17 protein-coding genes and 4 pseudogenes are annotated in these 17621 nt (G+C 57.5%); 10 read left to right on the forward strand and 11 right to left on the reverse strand.

From position 1 onward, the window contains the following. Window positions 1-328 (reverse strand): helix-turn-helix domain-containing protein (locus ACTJKM_RS35380; RefSeq protein WP_440639882.1); only part of this gene is annotated, 328 nt, incomplete at its 3' end. A 254-nt stretch (window positions 329-582) separates the two neighbouring features. Between ACTJKM_RS35380 and ACTJKM_RS35385 the strand changes: the two genes are divergently transcribed. The 3 genes from ACTJKM_RS35385 to ACTJKM_RS35395 all read left to right on the forward strand — a co-directional run bounded on the left by ACTJKM_RS35385 (window position 583) and on the right by ACTJKM_RS35395 (window position 2060). Next, a complete protein-coding gene (locus ACTJKM_RS35385) occupies window positions 583-1047 on the forward strand; it encodes a nuclear transport factor 2 family protein (RefSeq protein ID WP_058321991.1) in 465 nt (154 codons plus the stop codon). A 2-nt stretch (window positions 1048-1049) separates the two neighbouring features. Further along, window positions 1050-1673, forward strand: a complete 624-nt coding sequence (locus tag ACTJKM_RS35390; protein WP_058321992.1) for a TetR/AcrR family transcriptional regulator — start codon at window positions 1050-1052, stop codon at window positions 1671-1673. Between the two features lie 201 nt (window positions 1674-1874). Next, a complete protein-coding gene (locus ACTJKM_RS35395; RefSeq protein ID WP_058329896.1) occupies window positions 1875-2060 on the forward strand; it encodes a hypothetical protein in 186 nt (61 codons plus the stop codon). A gap of 110 nt (window positions 2061-2170) precedes the next feature. On the opposite strand, the gene rpsU is transcribed toward ACTJKM_RS35395, so the two are convergent. Together rpsU and ACTJKM_RS35405 are read right to left on the reverse strand one after the other, a co-directional pair. Then, window positions 2171-2401: a 30S ribosomal protein S21 gene (rpsU, locus tag ACTJKM_RS35400; protein ID WP_057249963.1), complete on the reverse strand. Its 231-nt coding sequence runs from the start codon at window positions 2399-2401 to the stop codon at window positions 2171-2173. Window positions 2402-2640: 239 nt separating this feature from the next. Further along, a pseudogene (locus ACTJKM_RS35405) lies at window positions 2641-2739 on the reverse strand (TA system VapC family ribonuclease toxin); the annotation flags it as partial. Window positions 2740-2947: 208 nt separating this feature from the next. Here ACTJKM_RS35405 and ACTJKM_RS35410 point away from each other — a divergent pair. Further along, window positions 2948-3109 (forward strand): Thivi_2564 family membrane protein, encoded by a 162-nt coding sequence (locus tag ACTJKM_RS35410; RefSeq protein WP_197423545.1) that lies wholly within the window; start codon window positions 2948-2950, stop codon window positions 3107-3109. A gap of 102 nt (window positions 3110-3211) precedes the next feature. Here ACTJKM_RS35410 and ACTJKM_RS35415 read toward each other — a convergent pair. The 3 genes and pseudogenes from ACTJKM_RS35415 to ACTJKM_RS35425 form a co-directional block, all read right to left on the reverse strand. Beyond that, window positions 3212-3955: pseudogene (locus tag ACTJKM_RS35415) on the reverse strand (AI-2E family transporter); the annotation flags it as partial. A gap of 110 nt (window positions 3956-4065) precedes the next feature. Further along, the gene (locus ACTJKM_RS35420) at window positions 4066-5844 is read right to left on the reverse strand and encodes an SLC13 family permease (RefSeq protein WP_113515391.1); all 1779 of its coding nucleotides are present in this window, start codon (window positions 5842-5844) and stop codon (window positions 4066-4068) included. A gap of 188 nt (window positions 5845-6032) precedes the next feature. Then, window positions 6033-6374 carry a hypothetical protein gene (locus tag ACTJKM_RS35425; protein ID WP_058329898.1) on the reverse strand — a complete coding sequence of 114 codons (342 nt, stop codon included), beginning with the start codon at window positions 6372-6374 and terminating at the stop codon, window positions 6033-6035. 501 nt (window positions 6375-6875) lie between these two features. Between ACTJKM_RS35425 and ACTJKM_RS35430 the strand changes: the two genes are divergently transcribed. The 6 genes and pseudogenes from ACTJKM_RS35430 (at window position 6876) to ACTJKM_RS35455 (ending at window position 11573) form a co-directional block, all read left to right on the forward strand. Continuing rightward, complete coding sequence (locus tag ACTJKM_RS35430) at window positions 6876-7157, forward strand: hypothetical protein (RefSeq protein WP_058329894.1); 282 nt, start codon at window positions 6876-6878, stop codon at window positions 7155-7157. Between the two features lie 5 nt (window positions 7158-7162). Continuing rightward, window positions 7163-7386, forward strand: a pseudogene (locus ACTJKM_RS35435) (hypothetical protein). A 50-nt stretch (window positions 7387-7436) separates the two neighbouring features. Then, window positions 7437-7697 carry a hypothetical protein gene (locus ACTJKM_RS35440; RefSeq protein ID WP_058329893.1) on the forward strand — a complete coding sequence of 87 codons (261 nt, stop codon included), beginning with the start codon at window positions 7437-7439 and terminating at the stop codon, window positions 7695-7697. A 790-nt stretch (window positions 7698-8487) separates the two neighbouring features. After that, window positions 8488-9225, forward strand: coding sequence for an NYN domain-containing protein (locus tag ACTJKM_RS35445; RefSeq protein WP_058329891.1), 738 nt, complete (start codon window positions 8488-8490; stop codon window positions 9223-9225). A gap of 440 nt (window positions 9226-9665) precedes the next feature. Then, window positions 9666-9816, forward strand: a pseudogene (locus tag ACTJKM_RS35450) (AI-2E family transporter); the annotation flags it as partial. Window positions 9817-10262: 446 nt separating this feature from the next. Continuing rightward, entirely contained in the window at window positions 10263-11573 is a 1311-nt protein-coding gene (locus tag ACTJKM_RS35455; RefSeq protein ID WP_440661862.1) for an epoxide hydrolase family protein, read from the forward strand. A gap of 366 nt (window positions 11574-11939) precedes the next feature. Here ACTJKM_RS35455 and ACTJKM_RS35460 read toward each other — a convergent pair whose 3' ends face one another. The 5 genes from ACTJKM_RS35460 to ACTJKM_RS35480 form a co-directional block, all read right to left on the reverse strand. Beyond that, window positions 11940-12332, reverse strand: coding sequence for a helix-turn-helix domain-containing protein (locus ACTJKM_RS35460; RefSeq protein ID WP_058329897.1), 393 nt, complete (start codon window positions 12330-12332; stop codon window positions 11940-11942). 651 nt (window positions 12333-12983) lie between these two features. Continuing rightward, window positions 12984-13205 (reverse strand): hypothetical protein, encoded by a 222-nt coding sequence (locus ACTJKM_RS35465; protein ID WP_058329888.1) that lies wholly within the window; start codon window positions 13203-13205, stop codon window positions 12984-12986. A 297-nt stretch (window positions 13206-13502) separates the two neighbouring features. Continuing rightward, window positions 13503-14765 carry an alpha/beta hydrolase gene (locus ACTJKM_RS35470; RefSeq protein WP_113515355.1) on the reverse strand — a complete coding sequence of 421 codons (1263 nt, stop codon included), beginning with the start codon at window positions 14763-14765 and terminating at the stop codon, window positions 13503-13505. Window positions 14766-15184: 419 nt separating this feature from the next. After that, complete coding sequence (locus ACTJKM_RS35475) at window positions 15185-16999, reverse strand: adenylate cyclase (protein ID WP_440661861.1); 1815 nt, start codon at window positions 16997-16999, stop codon at window positions 15185-15187. Window positions 17000-17345: 346 nt separating this feature from the next. Continuing rightward, a partial coding sequence (locus tag ACTJKM_RS35480; protein ID WP_440639888.1) for a hypothetical protein occupies window positions 17346-17621 on the reverse strand: 276 nt, incomplete at its 5' end.

Below are 17621 nucleotides of genomic sequence, written 5' to 3' on the forward strand. Positions count from 1 at the left end.
TGTGCCGGACAAGGAAACGGTGCAGCGCCGACTTGCTGATGGCGATGCCCTGAGCTGCAAGGGCATCACGAAGTTCGAACAAGGTGCCGTCCCGGTGTTCCTCAAGCCACGACATGATCGCGTCGGCGTTGGCTTCGGTTTTGTACGAATGACGGTCTCCACCCAGCGGACCCGGTCGAACATGGCCCTGACGGACTTGCAGGTTTCGCCACCGGCTCACGCTGGCCGCACTGACGCCAAAGCGCTCGGCAGCCTCCCGGTGCGACGCTCCGGCTGAGACGGCGGCAAGAACACGTGCGCGAAGATCAACGGAAAGGGCTTTCGACATTATCTGCCGACCTCCATCGGCAGAAAGTTTGAATCAGAACCCATCTGATTTGCAAAGCCCAAATGATTCAATCAGTCAGGGAAACGCTCTAGTCGGTAGCGGCCGCCAACGAGTCTACCACGTGCCGCTCCAAATCGATCTCAAACAGCCAGACGGAAATGCCACTTGACAACCACATGTTCATACGAGATTGTACCGATCGGTAAACAGATTACCGATCGGTACAATCCCATCAATTCAACAAGGAACTAAAGATGTCACGTCCCCCACTCCCCCCCTTCACCCGCGAAAGCGCCATCGAAAAGGTTCGGTTGGCCGAAGACGGTTGGAACACTAGAGACGCGGCGAAAGTCGCTCTGGCCTATACGCTCGACACCCGCTGGCGGAACCGCGTCGAGTTCGCGAGCAATCGCGAAGAAGCTCAGGCATTCCTGACACGTAAGTGGAACAAGGAGCACGAATACCGCCTCATAAAGGAGCTATGGGCTTTCACCGGTAACCGCATCGCGGTACGCTACGCGTATGAATATCGCGACGATGGCGGCCGCTGGTACCGCGCATATGGTAACGAGAACTGGGAATTCGCAGAGGACGGTCTGATGGCGCACAGACACGCGAGCATCAATGAAATGCCGATTGCTGAAAGCGATCGTCTGTTCCACTGGCCTCTTGGCCGTCGGCCGGATGATCACGCCAGCCTCAGCGATCTGGGCCTCTAATCATGGCCCGCATGGTCGCTGAAAGAGCCGACGCCATAGCCCCGTTGGCCGAAGTTTTCCGCGAACATGGCTACGAAGGCGCAAGCCTTGCCTTGATCGGCAAGGCTACCGGTCTCGGCAAGGGCAGCCTCTACCACTTCTTCCCGAACGGAAAGGAAGAGATGGTGCGGGCTGTTCTCGGCGAAATCGGCCAATGGTTCGAGGATGCCGTATATTCCCCGTTGCGTAACGAGAGCGATGTTAATGGTGCCATCCGTGCCATGCTCGCCTCGACGGACCAATATTTTCGGTCCGGCAGGCGCGTGTGCCTCGTCGGTGCCTTGGCAGTGGCCAATACGCGTGACCTCTTCGCGCAAGCTATCCGAGGTTATTTCGTAGCTTGGGTGGACGCATTGCAGTCGGCGCTTATTCGGCAGGGCCGTGAAGCCGATCAATCGCGCCTCCTCGCGGAAGAGGCAGTTCTCGCTATCCAAGGAGCAATTATTCTTTCTCGGGCAATGGACGATCCAGCCGTTTTCCAACGGGCTATCGACCAACTCCGGGGACGATTGGTGATCGAAAACGATACCTCTAACTACGAGGGCACAACCGACGTTTCACCGCAAAATGAAGGTCGGCTTGTCTAAGATCGGCGGAGATATCAACACAACGCGGAGTGGCAGGATTTCGGGCAATCTTGCCACTCCACGAGCGGTCAAAGGCCAGCGGCAGGAGTTTCGGCAAAGCGTCCGCAGGGAGACGGGACAAAACTTTGTCAACAGAGCCTAGGCGACCTCCTCTATTCATAGCCTGCGCGTGCCAAGCCACTTCACCATTGCTGGATCGCGATGATCGAAGAGGCTGCTGGCCTTCTGGTCAAGATCGGGCTCGGGGTTGCTTGGAACAAGGAAGACCCAACGGCGTCGCGGGACGACATTATCGACATTGCCCGCTCGCTGCGCGCCCGGGCAGGTGAGGCGCGCCTGATATTCGAGCGCTGCTGGAAGCCAAAACACTATCATCGTGCTGCTTAAAATGATTGAGCCTCCGCAGCGGGCAGAGGCTCAATCAAGGTGCGCGTTCGTAAAATTGAGGCGCGCGCTCTGCTCCACCCTCACAGCGGCGGCTTTGAGCGTTCATCAAGCTATCTGCTCTTTTTCGGCTTCGACGGGAGCAGGCCTTCGCGTTGCATTTGCTTGCGAGCATTCTTGCGCTGGCGGCTCACGGCCTCGGCTTTCTCGCGCGCTCTCTTAACCGAGGGCTTTTCAAAAGCCTCGCGCATCCGCATTTCACGAAAAATGCCCTCGCGCTGGAGTTTCTTCTTCAGAACGCGGAGCGCCTGATCGACATTGTTATCACGTACTAGAACCTGCATTGGCCGCTCGTAGATTGGAAAAGGTCGCTCAACTTACAAGTTTTCGCGCTGAATTCTAGTTCATACTTCCCAGGAATTCGAGCTTTCCAATATGTACCGCCCGCACGACACATTACCAAGTATCAAGGCCATGATTCGGCTTGGGGCTTTCGCGGGCATGCTCTGCCGAAAGGAGTTCCGGCCGATGACGCTTGCGATGATTTCGTCCGATTAAAGTCGCATACCGTATCGTCGGAAACTCACGGCTTCCTCGAAGCGATTAGGTGCAAGGCAGAATTCCCACCGGTCACCGCCGCCGTTGACAGCTTGCGATCGAACGTCGCTAAGCGTCGGGACCTCGCCGCTTTCCCTGAGATCTACAGCCTCGCCAAGAGGGGCCGCCGCGATTGTGCGATGTCCTGAGGTTGGGCCGGTGAGCTCGCGCCTTCGCGGGTGTCTCCAGCGCCGTTTGTCCGTGTCGCGTCCACGCCGCTCTTCCCTTTATAGAACTCAGCCATATTTACACCGTCACTGCCGGAAGGCGGTTCCTTCAAACGGACCTAGGGCATGTCCATCATAATCAGCATCCTGATCACGGCCCTTGTCATCGCCTTGGCGCTGTACCTCGTGCAAAAACTTCCGATTGACTCGACGATGAAGCAGATGGCTCAGATTGTCGTTATAGTCGTCGGCATCGTCTTGTTGCTCAGCTACCTGGACCTATTTTGATCAGTGCACGGGCTTGCCACTATGGAGGGAAGCGTGGGTGCCAGAACCGCTTGCGAGGATCAGCCGAGCCCGGACGTTTTCTGAAGCGAAGATCCGTCAACTTCAATCCCTTGAATCGGCTTCCAAGTGGCCAGCCGCACCAGAAGGCGACGCCGGTAGCTTACGTTCTTCGAGTTCCGTCGCGACCCACTCTAGAAAGAGGTTGTAGGGCACCGCCAGTAAGGTCGGCCCGAGAAAAAGCCCGATTAATCCAAAGGTGAGGACGCCGCCAACAAGCCCGAACAGGCCAAGCAGCACGGGCAGATTGATGTTCTGGCTAAGCAAATATGGGCGTAGGAAGTTGTCAATACTGCTGACGAGAAGCAGGCCCCACAAAGCGATGAAGAGGCCCCACCAAACTGATCCCTGCATGAGAAGCCAGAGCGCAACGGGACCCCAGACAAACGGTGGTCCTGCGGGCATAAACGAGAGCAAGTATGTCAGGCAACTCAGTAATAGCGACTGCGGCGCGCCGGCGATCCAGAAGCCGATGCCGGCCAACAGCCCTTGGGCAAGTGCCGTTCCGATCATTCCCTAAACGACACCTTTCACGGTCATGCCAATGACCGTGAGCAGCCTTCTGGCGCGAGCGCCGGCAATCCGCTCACCGATTTGACGCATGAAACTGATCATGCGTCGGCCGTGCAGGAACAGGAAAAAGGTGATGAATATCCTTAGCCCGGGTTCGAGTAGGCCGACGCCGAACGCGGCACCGCCAGCGAGGGCAATATCGGTGATAGGGCCGGTCAGCTTTTTGAGCTCGAGGATGAAGGCCGGAGCGTCATGAGTAAAGTTTTCCCAGTAAGAGCGGCGGCAACTGTCAGTATGCTTTGTCTCCGCGTCGTGGCGATCGTTCTGCTCATTCTGGCTTGCTGACGCCACGTGAACCTGAAATCGGAATTGAAACGACGCTTGCGCTAAACGGGCGGCCAAAACCACAGGATCAGAGGCACGCCCATTAAGACGACAATGAACGAGAGCGGCAGCCCCAACTTCCAATAGTCGCCAAAACGATAACCGCCGGGCCCCAACACCAAGGTGTTGCATTGGTGTCCAACAGGCGTGAGAAAGTCACAAGCCGCCCCCACCGCGACTGCCATCAGAAACGCATCCGGATTGTAGCCAAGGCGCTGAGCAAGGGTGACCGCGATCGGCGCGACTACGAGAACGGTGGCTGCATTGTTCAGAAACGGTGTTGCTGCCATCGCGACGACCATGATCATTGCAAGGGCCCCATAGGGGGGCAAGGTGGTAGCAATGTGAGCGAGGCCGCCGGCGATAAGGTCGGCACCACCGGTCGCACGGATCGACTCGCTGACCGGAATGAGAGCGCCGAGCATTATCAGGATGGGCCAATCGACAGCCTCGTAAGCTTCCCGAAGCGAAAGTGAACCGAGCATTACCGTCAGCACAGCAGCCGTAAAAAAGGCTGTGGCGACGGGCAGCAGGCCGAATGCCGTTAGCACCATGGCACCAGCCAGGACCACCACAGGTATCAGGCCTTTTCGGGGGGTCCCCAAGCGGATTTCGCGTCCGGCCAACGGAAGAAGGCCGAGTTCCATCAACATGGTTGGGAGAAGCACGAGATCGCCTTTCAAAACGAGAACGTCGCCTGGTCTTAACACGATGTCGCGCAATCGATCAGTGAAGCGCTCGCTGCTTCGGCTTACCGCGAGCAGATTGATATTGAAGCGATCATGCAGCGCCAAACGTTTGGCGGTTTCCCCGATCAAGACTGATTTCGGGCCGATCACTGCCTCAATTCCGGCAATCTCCTCGTCGGCTCCCTTCGCTTTCGTGGGGCGGTCGTGCCCCTCCAGTTCCAGCCGCGCACGACTGATGCCTCGTTCGAGCGCATGAGGGTCTCCTTCCAAAAGAACGATATCACCTTGACGGAGGACGACGTTTGGCAGCGGCCTCAGTGGTTCGACTCGATTGCGAATGAGGCCAGTGACCAGGACCTCCTCGTCCAACAAGATCGACAGGTGACGGATCGACTTGCCGACGACGGACGAAGTCGCAGTAACGCGGGCTTCGGTCATGTAGTCCTTGATGTCCAGCGCCTTCTCCATTGTCGCGACCGCTTTGCGCTCCTTGGGAAGCAGCCGGTAGCCAAGTGTCAGAAAAACTACTCCCGCGGCGGCAAGCCCTATACCGACTGGGGTGAAATCGAACATGTTGAAAGGGCGGCCTGTCAGTTCCTCGCGCATCCGGGAGACGACGATGTTCGGCGATGTGCCGACGAGGGTTGTGAGCCCGCCAAGCAAGGAACCGAACGCCATCGGCATGAGAAAAGATGAAGGGGAAGCTTTCGACCGGCGCGCCATCTGGAATGCGACCGGAATCATCATCGCCAGCGCGCCGATGTTCTTGATGAAGACGGAGAGAAGCGAAACAGTCGTCACGAGCATAACAACCTGCCCCTGCACGGAGGTCAGGCTAGGCGCCGCCCGATGGAGGAATGCCTCTATGACACCACTGCGCTCAATCGCGGCACTGACGATCAGCGCGCTGGCTACAATGATGACGATGTCGTCCCCGAAGCCGGAGAACGCTGCTTTGTGCGGCACGATGCCGGTGAAAACTGCGGCAAGCAACGCGAGAACCGCAATGAGGTCGTAGCGGAGGCGTCCCCATATGAAAGCGACCATCAGGCCGATCAAAATGGTGAAGGCGAAAGCCTGAGCTTGTGTCATTTGATAAAGTCCCGACCAACTCTTCCCAATGCCAAGTCCAATTTACGCGCCTGAAAGAGCTAATGTCGGGATAACTTACAAGCTTCATTCAACGGCGCGGTACCCCGAACGTCCGTCCAGGATGTTTTCCAGCGATCTCCTATTTTCCGTTCTGGTTGGTCTACTCATTACGCGGCGTCTGCCGCGCTTCAGGATAGTGAGCGGCTGCAGCTCGTGCTGACCTTGCCGAGGACGTCCGCTGGAATTTTGATATCGGCCATAATGGCTGCTACGAGTTCGTCACGTTTCGCACGATTGTCGTAGCCCTTAAGCGTCGCGAGATCCGTGCTGTTGGCAGTCGCCATTCGTCCTGCAGCACTTGAACAAATGCCGGAAAGCGCGTCCACTCTAGCCGTCTCTGTCGCCAGAGTGCTGGCAGTCGTGGTGGTAATCCATCCCGCATTGAAGCCGATGATCGGCGCGGCAATAAGCCCGACAACTAAACCAATCGCATAGGGCTTTGTCCGCTCAAGGACTTGATCGAATGTCATGATTTCATTCCCTTTAATCAGGTTGATTATCGGGATCGTTGCGGGCTCGCGCTCGGACCAGGGAGCCAATGGCAATCCGGATTTTCTACAGTGCGCTTTAAAAGAATTAATGTAAACAACCAATTACAATGTCCATACAAAAGTACGTTTCAAATAATGACTGTAAATGATCTTGGGACGAAAACGACAAATATCGATTTATCAGTACGACTATATTTATAAAATCCGAACATTTTTTTTCGATAAAACATATTCTCAATCAATAAACATAGTAAAGCCGTATTCAAGGCATACAGATTTACGATGGTTTTGAGGCGAGCTTGGCTTTTTGCTTCATCAGAGGCAGTAAGCCCGCCAAACTCACCAATCTCGATTCCGTGCGGTGCCGTCGTTATGAGCTTCGTCCGATGAGGCCGTAGCGACGGGAGCTGTTCGCGCTGTTATTGGCGCCAAACAGCCTGCTGAATCTCGCCCACGTATGCCACAGAAAAGGAGGGCAGCATGTTTGCCCGGACGAAACATCGAACAGTCCATTTCGACCAACCATTCTGGATGCCAGACCTCGGTGAGATAGTGTCGCCTGGCGACTACCAAGTCGATGAGGACGAGGAGTTGATCGAAGGCATCTCGTGGCTCGCCTATCGCCGTGTGGCGACCTTTATCACGCTACCAGCCACGGCCGCGAACGAATACCGAAAGCGTCTGATAGCAATCGATCCTGAGGAGCTTGAACGCCTGATAGCCGTCGATCGCCGCGAAGCCGCAATCTCGCCGTCATCCTAACCGTAATGGCAACATCAACGCGTAACCATCGATTCCCGATCGGTCTGTCAGTGCGCCTTTCGCGCAAATATTTCACCCCTAGCGGCGGAAACGATCATGTCGTCGCCAAACTCGCCTTCAGGGACAACTCGCCTCGGTATCGCATCCGCAATGATGAACTCGGCCAAGAGCGAGTGAGCAACGAAGTTATCTGCAGCCGATTGAACGGGGCATGACGCCCGATAAGTGAGCAGCGTCGCCAGTCGGGGGCACAGGCGACCGCCGCAAGGAGGGCTGCAGATGAAGAGTAAACACGAAGAACACGCGCTCGTCATCAGCGCATGGGAATCCGAAGGGGGCGCGCCGAACAGATCCGGACAGCTCGATCAGTATGGTCGCCGTTTCGACGGAAACGGAACCTATTCGATCTATCACGTCTTCACGGGAGAGACTGCAGAAATAGGCCCTTGGAAGATGGAGGGGCTCAGCCCCAAAAATGCAGCGCGGGCGCTGTGTATTCTCAATACCCCCAAGCGGGCCGGCGATCGCCTCCACCTGTGAACAACCACTGTAGCGCCTTTTTTTGAGGGGCCCCGCGGTACGGCGCCTCCTTAACATACCGTCGGCTGAAGCCCAATTATGTCGGAGATCGCTACTCCATGTTGCAGAGCCGCATTCTTAGGAATGCTTGGTCTCTGATCCCGGCGACCGCAACGGCTGATGGCTCAATACCAGCGACCGCGACCGTACAGCCGCCGCTAAGCAAGAGCACAATGACAACGATCAAGATGATGCACGATGCTATTTCTTGCTGCACTCCAACGTAGGATGTGACGCGCCAGTCGTGCCTCCGTTCCGGCCTGGAGAGGAGGGCGGCCAGAAACCCGCCCACCAACATTACGGACAGTACATGGGCGGCGGAGCCCAAACAGCAACCGACTCGAACGCCCAGCGTTTCGAGAGCTACCAGCCACCCACGACATTTCTCGTATGGGCCTGCGTCGCCACGGAGGTCGCCACGAGGATCATCGGATTCGGTGGGCGGTTTGGGTGACGGGCGGCACGTCACGCGCAGCGTGGCCGATCTTGCAGATCTCCTCCATTTCGGGACAGGTACAGGCGTCTTCCTCGATCTCGTCGGAACTATGACCTTTCGTGTATCCAAGGCACCAGTAGCCTCCAATTATCGAGAAACTGAAGTGTGATCGCGGTTTGGGCGGGCCATATCAGTTTCGCCGAGATCTGACCGCTGATGGCGCTGATGGGGGCGAACAAGAGTGCTGGCTGGAAAGCCGGATAGTGCGATGGCGAACTGGCTGCTAAGCTATGACGATTACGAGAGGAGCAAAGCATGCCGTCTGAGCCTCGATCGCCACGCCTTGCGGTCCTTATCGACGCCGACAACACCTCGGCAAAGATCGCCGACGGGTTGTTCGAAGAGGTTGCAAAGATCGGGGAGGCAAGCGTCCGCCGCATTTACGGCGATTTCTCGGGCACGCGTTCCAAGGCATGGGCGGATGTGCTTGCGAAACACGCGATCATTCCGCAGCAGCAATTCGCCTACACGACCGGCAAGAACGCCTCAGATATCACGCTGGTGATCGACGCCATGGATTTGCTGCATAGTGGTCGTTTTGATGGCTTCTGCCTCGTTTCGTCCGATAGCGATTTCACGCGTTTGGCCGCCCGTATTCGCGAGCAGGGCATCGACGTTTTTGGCTTTGGCGAACAAAAGACTCCAGAGAGCTTCCGGCAGGCCTGCCGCCGATTCATCTACACTGAAAACCTGCTTGCAGGCGCAGGGAAAGACGAACAGGATGCCGCATCAGCCGCAAAGTCCTTGCAACCGGTGAGCGCCGCCGTGCCGTTGATAAAAAAAGTTCTTGCCCAAGAAGAAACCGAGGAAGGGTGGGTGAATCTGGGTACCGTTGGCAAGCAACTGCTCAACTTGGCACCCGACTTTGATCCGCGTACTTTCGGGTTTCGAAAGCTCAGCGACCTCATCCGGAAGACAAACAAGTTCGAGGTTCAGCAGGCGGAGGGTAGACCCGTCAGTATTCGCCTGAAGCAAGGAACCAAGGCCCAGTAGCGATTGCAGGCAGTCCTCGGACCTAAACTCGCCTGGGCGGGCACTGTACTTCCTGGACAGGGGGGTGTGTGCGCTCCTCATTGCGGTCACGCACATCCCCCCTAATGCGAACGTGCCGTCGGAGGATACCGTGCAGCCGCCGCGGCGATCATGACGATGCTCGTCGTCGTCGCTTTGGCAACGCCGCTTGCGTTCCTCGTGAGTGTCGCTTGTGGACGACATAAAGAACGTCGCTCAAGCGATTACGCGCGTCTTGGAGGAGGGGCCTTCGTCGCTACCCGCCTCGGTTAAGGGTCTGCCGATCATTGGCGAGGGTTGTGGCCGCCTATTGGGAGAACCTTGTTCATGATGCCCCAGCGTTCATGGCTGAGTTCAAGAAACTAAAGGGAGCTTGCTCTCAGCATGTCCATCACCTTCTTTTGGTTCCTCTCCATGGCCCTCGGGGCAAAAGGCTGCTGACGGTCATCGGTGCGACCGTGGAGGGGGTCGTCTACGGGATGATCGGAACCGCCCTTGCGCAGGGCCTGCTGGGCGTACCGGTTTCTGGATCGCCGGTGTGCCGAGCCCTTATTGTTGGACTGCCTGACTTGGCAGTGGCAGCCCCGCACGCATGCCTGTCGAGGAGACAACGGCGCCAACGTCAGGAGATCTTTGCTTCGGATCAGGTGCCGGCAGAACCGGGCGAGGCCTGGGCGTTCCGGACGAATGTTGCGGAAATTGATTGCCAATGCGATCAACGAATTGCAGTCGGACTGCAGCGCACGCGTTCTCGTTCCTACGATCAGATCTTGAAAGCCCACCGTCGCCTTGGACGCGCGCGGCCCTCACAATGCTGTCCGCGTCCCCTGGCAGATGTCCAATTGGCCACAAATTGCAACGATCACTCCAGTTGTAGGCTTTGATACACTTCCCGTGATTTGCGAAACATCGTGGATACCCAGGGTTCCTAGGCTCTTCCAGTCGGGACGTCGAATGACGCCGCGGCAAACGTGAAAACCACAGGAGCTATTTTGATGACCAAACACAGAAGGGATACGATGGGTCTTCGGGGAGACGGTCGCGCGATCGCGTTTGTTCTGGGAGCAATGCTGTTGCAAACCGCTTATCCGCTACCCGCGAACGCAGCCGATGGAAACTCTGCGGCAACTGATGCGAGTGGCGTCAACGACGAAACGATTCGTCCTTTTCAGATCCAAGTTCCTCAGGCGCAGCTTGACGACCTCCGTCGACGCATTGCCGCGACTAGGTGGCCGGACAAGGAGACGGTTAGCGACGCCTCTCAGGGGATCCAGCTAACGCGAGTTCAAGAGCTCGTCGAATACTGGCGCTCGAAATATGACTGGCGCAAAGCTGAAGCGGAACTAAACGCCCTGCCACAGTTCATAACGAAGATTGACGGTGTCGATATCCAGTTCATCCACGTCCGTTCGAAAAACCCTAATGCCCTCCCAGTTATTCTGACCCACGGTTGGCCTGGGTCGATGTTTGAGTTCATCAAGACGATTGGGCCCCTGACCGACCCGGTGGCTTATGGAGGCAAGCCGGAAGACGCGTTTGACGTAGTCATACCGTCCATACCGGGCCACGGATTTTCAGGACGTCCAACTGACCTAGGTTGGGGGCCGGACCGAGTGGCACGTGCATGGGATGTCTTGATGGAGCGTCTCGGCTACGACCATTACGTATCCCAGGGAGGCGACCACGGTTCGGTTATTTCTGATGCGCTGGCTCGCCAAGCTCCGAAGGGCCTACTAGCAATCCATCTCAACATGCCTGCAACGGTCCCCGGTGATCTCATGGAGGCTATCAATAGCGGGGATCCGGCTCCTGCAAGCTTGGCACCCCCTGAAAAGGAAGCGTATGACTCCTTGAGCACCTTCTTCGGCCGCAATGCTGCATATGGCGCGATGATGGTCACCCGCCCACAGACCATCGGGTACTCGCTTTCTGACTCACCTTCTGGGTTAGCTTCATGGATCTATGAAAAATTTGCTCAGTGGAGCGACAGCGACGGCGTTCCCGAACGGGTGTTTTCCAGGGACGAGATGCTGAACGACATCACGCTCTATTGGTTGACAAATACTGGCGCGTCATCGTCGCGATTCTACTGGGAAAACAACAACAATAACTTCAGCTCTGACGCGCAAAAGACGAAGGACATCAAAGTCCCCGTCGCTATCACTGTCTTCCCCAAAGAAATCTACCGCGCGCCAGAAAGTTGGAGCAAACTGGCGTATCCCTCGCTCAACTACTACCACCAGGTCGAAAAAGGCGGGCATTTTGCTGCGTGGGAGCAGCCGCTGATATTTGCGGAGGAGCTAAGAGCGGCATTCAAGGCCGTTCGTTAGTCGGCGCCATAGTGATCAACAAACCGGTGTAGTTAATCGGCCAGATTCTATCGTGCGGCAAGGCGCTTCTGCCGACTGGGAGAGGCGTCTCATTTTGCCGGGTATCGCAATCGGGGTTCGCAGGACGGCGAGGGCTGCGGACGAGACGCCCACGACCGCTTCTGCCTATTGGCGATATCATCGCTCAGAACCTTAGTACAAAGGCGTGGTGACTTTTGACCCAGGCCGAAGTCTTGGAGGCAAAACGGGCTGCAGTTCGTGCGTCCCCCGAGCCGCGGATACCGTAGTCAGCGTTCAGCCGCGCTTTCCCACGAAGATGCTCCGGCCACGAGCCGCACGTTATATGGGGGCTTCCCGTCGCTGCCATCATTCCTCGGTAGGTGCGGAGTGCGTTTCGTGGCGCGCTAACGATGCGACAAGCTTGGACACGGCATCGCGCTGAGAAGACGACGCAATCTTGTCGAACTGGCCCGCCAACTTGAGAGCCGCAGAGCTGACATTGGGAATCGGGAGAGTATTTGTGCTGGCGTCAACGTCGGTGAAGAACTGGCCGATACTGCAGTCAAGCGCATGCGACATGGCAACCAACTTGCTTGCCGAAATCCGGTTGATTCCCTTCTCGTACTTCTGAACCTGCTGAAACGTTAAACCGAGCTTCGCGCCGAGAGCTTCCTGGGACATGCCGAGCATATTGCGGATGCGTCTGACATTGCGACCAACGGTTGCGTCGACTTCGTTTGGGGACTTAGGATTAGGCATGAGGCGCTCCTTCGATCCAGAGTCGCGTTCGGGGAAGGCCATGTTGGCGGAGCGCTGCGTGTTCTCAGAGCTAGTGATCTCCTGCCAGCGAATGGCAGCGCACACACGTCATTTTGGCGGGTGCGTGCGATACCGCCACCTACGAACCATCTGCAATTATATTAGGGATTATTCATATAAACATCAAGTTGAGAGATGAGGACGCCGATCGGCTGAGCCCGGCCTTGTATTGGGTTCTTCCAGGTCCTGCGCAGCCTTGATGACAGCATCTGCGAAGTGCTCCGATATGCTCTGTCCCTCTTCGAGAAGCTTGACCTTCTCAATATCACTCTGACGGGACTCGTCGCGGCGGATTTGGGACTTCACGAGGCCCGTGGCGAGCTCTTCTGGACTGCGCGCGCCGAAAGGCACGCGATCCAGCTGTTGGTCCTCGCGTCGCGCTTCAGAATATTCCTCGAATCTGCTCGGTCAGAAAATTCGTGTGATGAACTCTGTGCAATACCTGATTGAGTTCCTTCACTTTTGAGTCGGTCAAGTTGAACGCGGTGCGTCCTTCGTTGAACGTGCGTTAAGGTAGTCGCCGGTGATGGATCCATGGAAGACGAGGTGACATGACCATCGCGTCTAACCCGGTCGATGCCCAAAAGCTTGTCAATTTTGCGGGAAGGTGTGTTCCGACTGTTCCTGGGACACCGCTATGTTTCGGGCGTTCATCGCATTTGCCAGATCGAGCCTGCGGGGGCCGACCTTCGCAAAGATTTCGCGCGCGGCAAGCGGTGACAGGCGATAGGCCAGAATGAACTCTTCGAGATCGTAGACTGCGCCCCAGCCACGAAGCAGGGCCTCTTTGTCATACTTGAAATGCCTGGTCATAGGAACGCTCCCGCGTGCTGGATAGTGCTCGGCGCAAAGACAGCCATTTGTCAGGCGGCAGAGGAAGCGTCAGGGGTAGAGGGGGGATATGGTCTCTAATAGCTAAACGGGGTGGAGCGCATATGGTTCCGGTGGCCGTCGGGGTCTCGTACCTCACAACATTCGTGCATCTCAGCGGGGTCGACTGTTCGTTTCTCAACGATGCGAGAGTTTCGTATACGGTCTTGGCTCAGAGATGTCCGCCATGCTTAGCGCCCGCATGTACGTGAGGATTGCGCGAGTGGCTTCTTTGGTCCGTCAATTCTTTTGCGTGCCACAGGTCGAACTAAGTTCCATCCGCTGTTTTGGTGCGCAGCCCGTGACCGCGATCGTCTGGCCGCCCGACCGGCCCGCCAACCCACTGAAATGGTGCTCATAGTTTTCGCGAGAGGCTTGATCGACAACGGCGACCGGAGCGGCGAGGATCAAACCCGCAGCGCTGCCCGCCGCTGCCGCCACTCCCGTCGTTCCAGCGATAAGGTGATCTCCAAGCCCCATCTTGCTGTCCGTCAACGTCTGGCCCTCGGAAATCCGGGCGCCGATCAGTTGGACCACCTCGGGCGATTCTGCGAATTTTCCGTGGTGCATGCTGTCTCCGGCCTTGACCTTCGTCAGATCAATGACGGTGATATCGTGGTTCGCCAACTCTTGCTTGTAAGGGGCCTGCTCCGGATCGATCGATCCCAGCCGGGGAATGTCACCCCAGACCCTGCGCGAGAAAGCGAGCGCCCGGTCGTCCTGCGATACGAAGAGGGTGAACCGCGGGCGTTGATCTCCCATGTCCTCGATCTGCGATCGGAACACGTCGACGTCGACGTCGGGGGCAGCGAGCATTACGTTTTTGAATTTTGCCGGTAGGCGGTCGTTACGGATCGCCATCTGACGGAGCGCCTCCAGCGTGAGCCAGTTCCCCATCGAATGAGCAAGGATCGAGACTTCTTTCACCTCCTCGTCCGCAGCCAGATATTGGAACAGCGATTCCAACGCGTTGCGGGTGTAGTTGGTGCTTTCACGGTCATAGCCATAGGCCAACAGACTGCCCCGCGAGGGCCAGGTCACCAGAACGGGCGCGCTCTTGACGCCGGAATCATGGACGATCTGGGCAAAGCGGTAGACCGAGTCTTCGAAGCGGTTGTTGAACCCGTGGATGAAGACGAGCACGCTTCGGTCGGCGCTCTTCCTGGCTGAAGTGTTTAGCCAAGCCTTAGCTTCAGTCTTTGTCAGTTCGCCCGCTTTGAGGGTTGCGAAGTCGGTGGCCGGATTGGGAGGCAGTTTCTTCGGCCACGCGACATCCCCAACCTTGCGCACCGGAGGAATAGAGACGGTGATGTCCGCAAACGCCGGCGCACGTGCTCGCTCGCCTGTGAACATTTCTCCCGGTACTTCCGAGCGGGCACGCGTGGTCGCGATTAACATCTCCACCCGGCTTACATCGGCTGACGTCTCAGCGACGGGCGTCAGCACACCCTTCGGGTGGCCGCCGCATCCGGAAACGGTGACGAGCGTCAGACAAAGGATCATCCATCGCAAGCGGCTCGAGGATGGAGTAACGCTTCCATCGTTAGTGTTAGAATGGGTCAACGCTTCCAACTTTTCTTTGATATTTGGGTCCTAGCGGCAATAGACGCCGACGGCGCAGCGTCGCACGGTTCGCCGAGCGACGCCCACGACGCTGACAGGCGTCAACGGGCGACCCACGCGAGCCTGGGCGGCCTTCGAAAAACCGGCGATCCCAAGGATCGACACCTGAACGCGGCTGTTGAAAGGGCGGTTTTCGTATTCCAGCGGATCATCGGCCTATGCCTCGTGGTGCTTGGATGCCTCAGTCGCCGGCTGGCGCCTGACATCGACGAACTGTAGACACCGCCGAGAATGAACACCCGTAACGTCTGGTAAGCTCTGTGCGAGGAGACTGTAGGATCTGTTTGCCACGGAAGCCGTCAGGGGATTTTGGATGCAGCGGAGGCAAATGTTTTCGCCTCGACTTCCTCTGCGCTCGGCACAGGAAGGCCCGCCTTGCGCAGCGAGGCGATCATTCGGAGGTTGTCCTTTGGATCGATGTTGCGCTTCCTGTGTTCTTCGATGATGTTCGGGATGTAATCCGGGCGCATTTTCATGAATATCTCTCCCTCGCGCCTCGCATCGTCCAACAATCCAGCGTCGGCGAAGATGGCGGCTGCGACCAGATGAAACATCGGGAACTTTTGTAGATTCGTCTTGCGGATGAGACTCACCGCTTTATCCTGATCGTTCAGCATATAGGCCGCGAGCGCTCGTGCTCCGTGGTAGTAGCTTGCTCCACCGGGGTTGAGCGCAAGAGCTCGGTCAAGGAGATCCGCGCCACGCTGCCACTGGCCACAGATTGCGAGCCGCGTTCCGAATTCGCCCAACAGCTCCGTGTCGTTCGGGTTTAATGCCAGCGCCTCCTCGCCGGCCTCAAGCGCCTCGGTGAGTTGTTGGTTGAAGAAAAGCGCGATCATCAGGGATTGAAGCGCCCGGGTATTTCTTGGTTCCAGTTCGATTGCGCGTCGGGCCGAGTGCAGCGCCCGCTCAATTGGCGCCGGCTGGCCACTCCTGAGGTTGAAGCGGAAGCGATCCTCATCGAGGTATAAGATGGACGACATTGCCCATGCCGTCGCGTAACTGGGGTAACGTGCCACGACGCTTTCAAGACACTCTCGGGCCTTGAGGTGAGTCTCCGGGCTCAGTTCCGAACGATACGCGTAAAAGCGGAGTGTGCAGTTGTAGACCCCGAGGTCTTCTGGGGGCGGGCTTGCTGTCGCAGCCTGCGCGATGACGCCGTACGGCTGGGCTACAGCGGCCGCAACCTTGCTCGCGACGTCGGATTGGATGACGAAAAGTTCCCGGCTTGTTAGGTCATCGTCGTAGGTCTGGGACCACAGGATTGCGCCGTCGGATGTGTCTAATAGGCGCGCCGTCACTCGGACCTTAGGACCAGACACCCTGACGGCGCCTGCAAGCAGATAGCGAGCACCGAGCCCACCACGAATTTCGGAAGCCTCAACCTGGGGGGAGAGAGACTTCGACGTCTCGCGGCCAAAAACCATGATCTCCTTGAACCGTGGCAGGGCGGTGAGCAGTTCCTCTGTCAGCCCTGATGTGTAAAGTTGAGCCTGCGGGCCGTCACCGAGATTGGCAAAAGGTGCGATCACCAGCGTCGGCTCGTCAGGCGAGATTGCGGTTCCGCTCCGCTTCGCGGCCTCAACTATGCGCTCGCTTCCCCAGTATGTCAGTGCCGCAAGTGCGAGAACGCCGAAAAGGCCGAGCATTAGCCACCCACGACGCGGCCATGAGTGATCGAGCTGTTTGCGCTCCTCCTCGACAGAGGCAAAGATGGGGGCCGCTGAGATCGGAGCGTTCCAGGTGAACGAAGGCGCGTAGCGTCCTTTTGGAATATCTATCCTGACGGGGTCGTCCTGTCCCGCCACGAGATAGTAGCGCTCGAGCGCCCGTCTCAGCCGTCCGGCCTCGATGCGGACGACCGGGTCATCCTGGGTGAAGTCTTCGCTCCGCTTGAATACCTCAACCGCGATTGTGTAGCCTTTTAGGCGAAGCGCTCGCCCCGCAAGGGCCTCCTCGACGACGAAACTGAGAAAGGCCGGGCCGCGGCCTCCTTTTGGAAACTCGGCACTCGAAATGATGCGCGCAAGTTGGTCACGAATATCTGCTGGACTTGGCACAGATCCTGACGATTCCGCCATGTCCTCCGATCCGCGTGCCACCAAGGTGTCCATCAATCGCCCCCTTATCCACTCAGCTGCGACAATCGCTGATTTAGTTACCGTCCCTTTATGTAACCTACGTTGTCAAGGTCTGCTCGTCCAGAAATCATACCGGACGACCACCTCGATTTTTGTGGCTCCTAGAGTTCGCCACGCCAGTGGTAAGCGTCGGTGTCGAAGTACCTCCGGGCGGAAGAGGATGAGCCAATTCTTCCGGCGGATTCGCAGGAAAAAATTTGAAGGAGTTTCGCGGTTGCCACGGTCAGTGACGGGCGCGCGCGGCCGTGCCGGCGCTGCACCAGCCCGGTAAGAAGACATCTCAGGGTCTCTGCTGCCGCTCACGGAATCGTAACGATGCCTAGGCATGCGATGATGACGAATGCTCGTTGGTGACCTTCGCGGCGCCGACCCACGTTCCGGCGGTCGATGGTACCTCACGCTCACGCTCCGCCGGGGACATGGAGATGGCAAACAGCCGCCGAGACGGGATGTCGGCAGCGCTCGCCATCGTGCAGCCTCCGCGCTGCGAAATGCCGACGTAACCGTAGCAGGGGCGTTGCATACTGTAAGCTACTTCCCTTTTGGCGACCGCATTGCGCATGTCAACGCTGGCTACCGCCTCGGCTATCGGTCG

The sequence above is a fragment of the Ensifer sp. 22460 genome (assembly GCF_052044935.1).
Lineage (GTDB): Bacteria > Pseudomonadota > Alphaproteobacteria > Rhizobiales > Rhizobiaceae > Ensifer.

What these genes read in the sequence shown, in the direction of transcription:
- ACTJKM_RS35385 (WP_058321991.1), top strand. Translation starts at nt 583, where the DNA reads ATGTCACGTCCCCCACTCCCCCCCTTCACCCGCGAAAGCGCCATCGAA.
- ACTJKM_RS35390 (WP_058321992.1), top strand. Translation starts at nt 1,050, where the DNA reads ATGGCCCGCATGGTCGCTGAAAGAGCCGACGCCATAGCCCCGTTGGCC.
- ACTJKM_RS35395 (WP_058329896.1), top strand. Translation starts at nt 1,875, where the DNA reads ATGATCGAAGAGGCTGCTGGCCTTCTGGTCAAGATCGGGCTCGGGGTT.
- rpsU (WP_057249963.1), bottom strand. Translation starts at nt 2,401, where the DNA reads ATGCAGGTTCTAGTACGTGATAACAATGTCGATCAGGCGCTCCGCGTT.
- ACTJKM_RS35410 (WP_197423545.1), top strand. Translation starts at nt 2,948, where the DNA reads ATGTCCATCATAATCAGCATCCTGATCACGGCCCTTGTCATCGCCTTG.
- ACTJKM_RS35420 (WP_113515391.1), bottom strand. Translation starts at nt 5,844, where the DNA reads ATGACACAAGCTCAGGCTTTCGCCTTCACCATTTTGATCGGCCTGATG.
- ACTJKM_RS35425 (WP_058329898.1), bottom strand. Translation starts at nt 6,374, where the DNA reads ATGACATTCGATCAAGTCCTTGAGCGGACAAAGCCCTATGCGATTGGT.
- ACTJKM_RS35430 (WP_058329894.1), top strand. Translation starts at nt 6,876, where the DNA reads ATGTTTGCCCGGACGAAACATCGAACAGTCCATTTCGACCAACCATTC.
- ACTJKM_RS35440 (WP_058329893.1), top strand. Translation starts at nt 7,437, where the DNA reads ATGAAGAGTAAACACGAAGAACACGCGCTCGTCATCAGCGCATGGGAA.
- ACTJKM_RS35445 (WP_058329891.1), top strand. Translation starts at nt 8,488, where the DNA reads ATGCCGTCTGAGCCTCGATCGCCACGCCTTGCGGTCCTTATCGACGCC.
- ACTJKM_RS35455 (WP_440661862.1), top strand. Translation starts at nt 10,263, where the DNA reads ATGGGTCTTCGGGGAGACGGTCGCGCGATCGCGTTTGTTCTGGGAGCA.
- ACTJKM_RS35460 (WP_058329897.1), bottom strand. Translation starts at nt 12,332, where the DNA reads ATGCCTAATCCTAAGTCCCCAAACGAAGTCGACGCAACCGTTGGTCGC.
- ACTJKM_RS35465 (WP_058329888.1), bottom strand. Translation starts at nt 13,205, where the DNA reads ATGACCAGGCATTTCAAGTATGACAAAGAGGCCCTGCTTCGTGGCTGG.
- ACTJKM_RS35470 (WP_113515355.1), bottom strand. Translation starts at nt 14,765, where the DNA reads ATGATCCTTTGTCTGACGCTCGTCACCGTTTCCGGATGCGGCGGCCAC.
- ACTJKM_RS35475 (WP_440661861.1), bottom strand. Translation starts at nt 16,999, where the DNA reads ATGGACACCTTGGTGGCACGCGGATCGGAGGACATGGCGGAATCGTCA.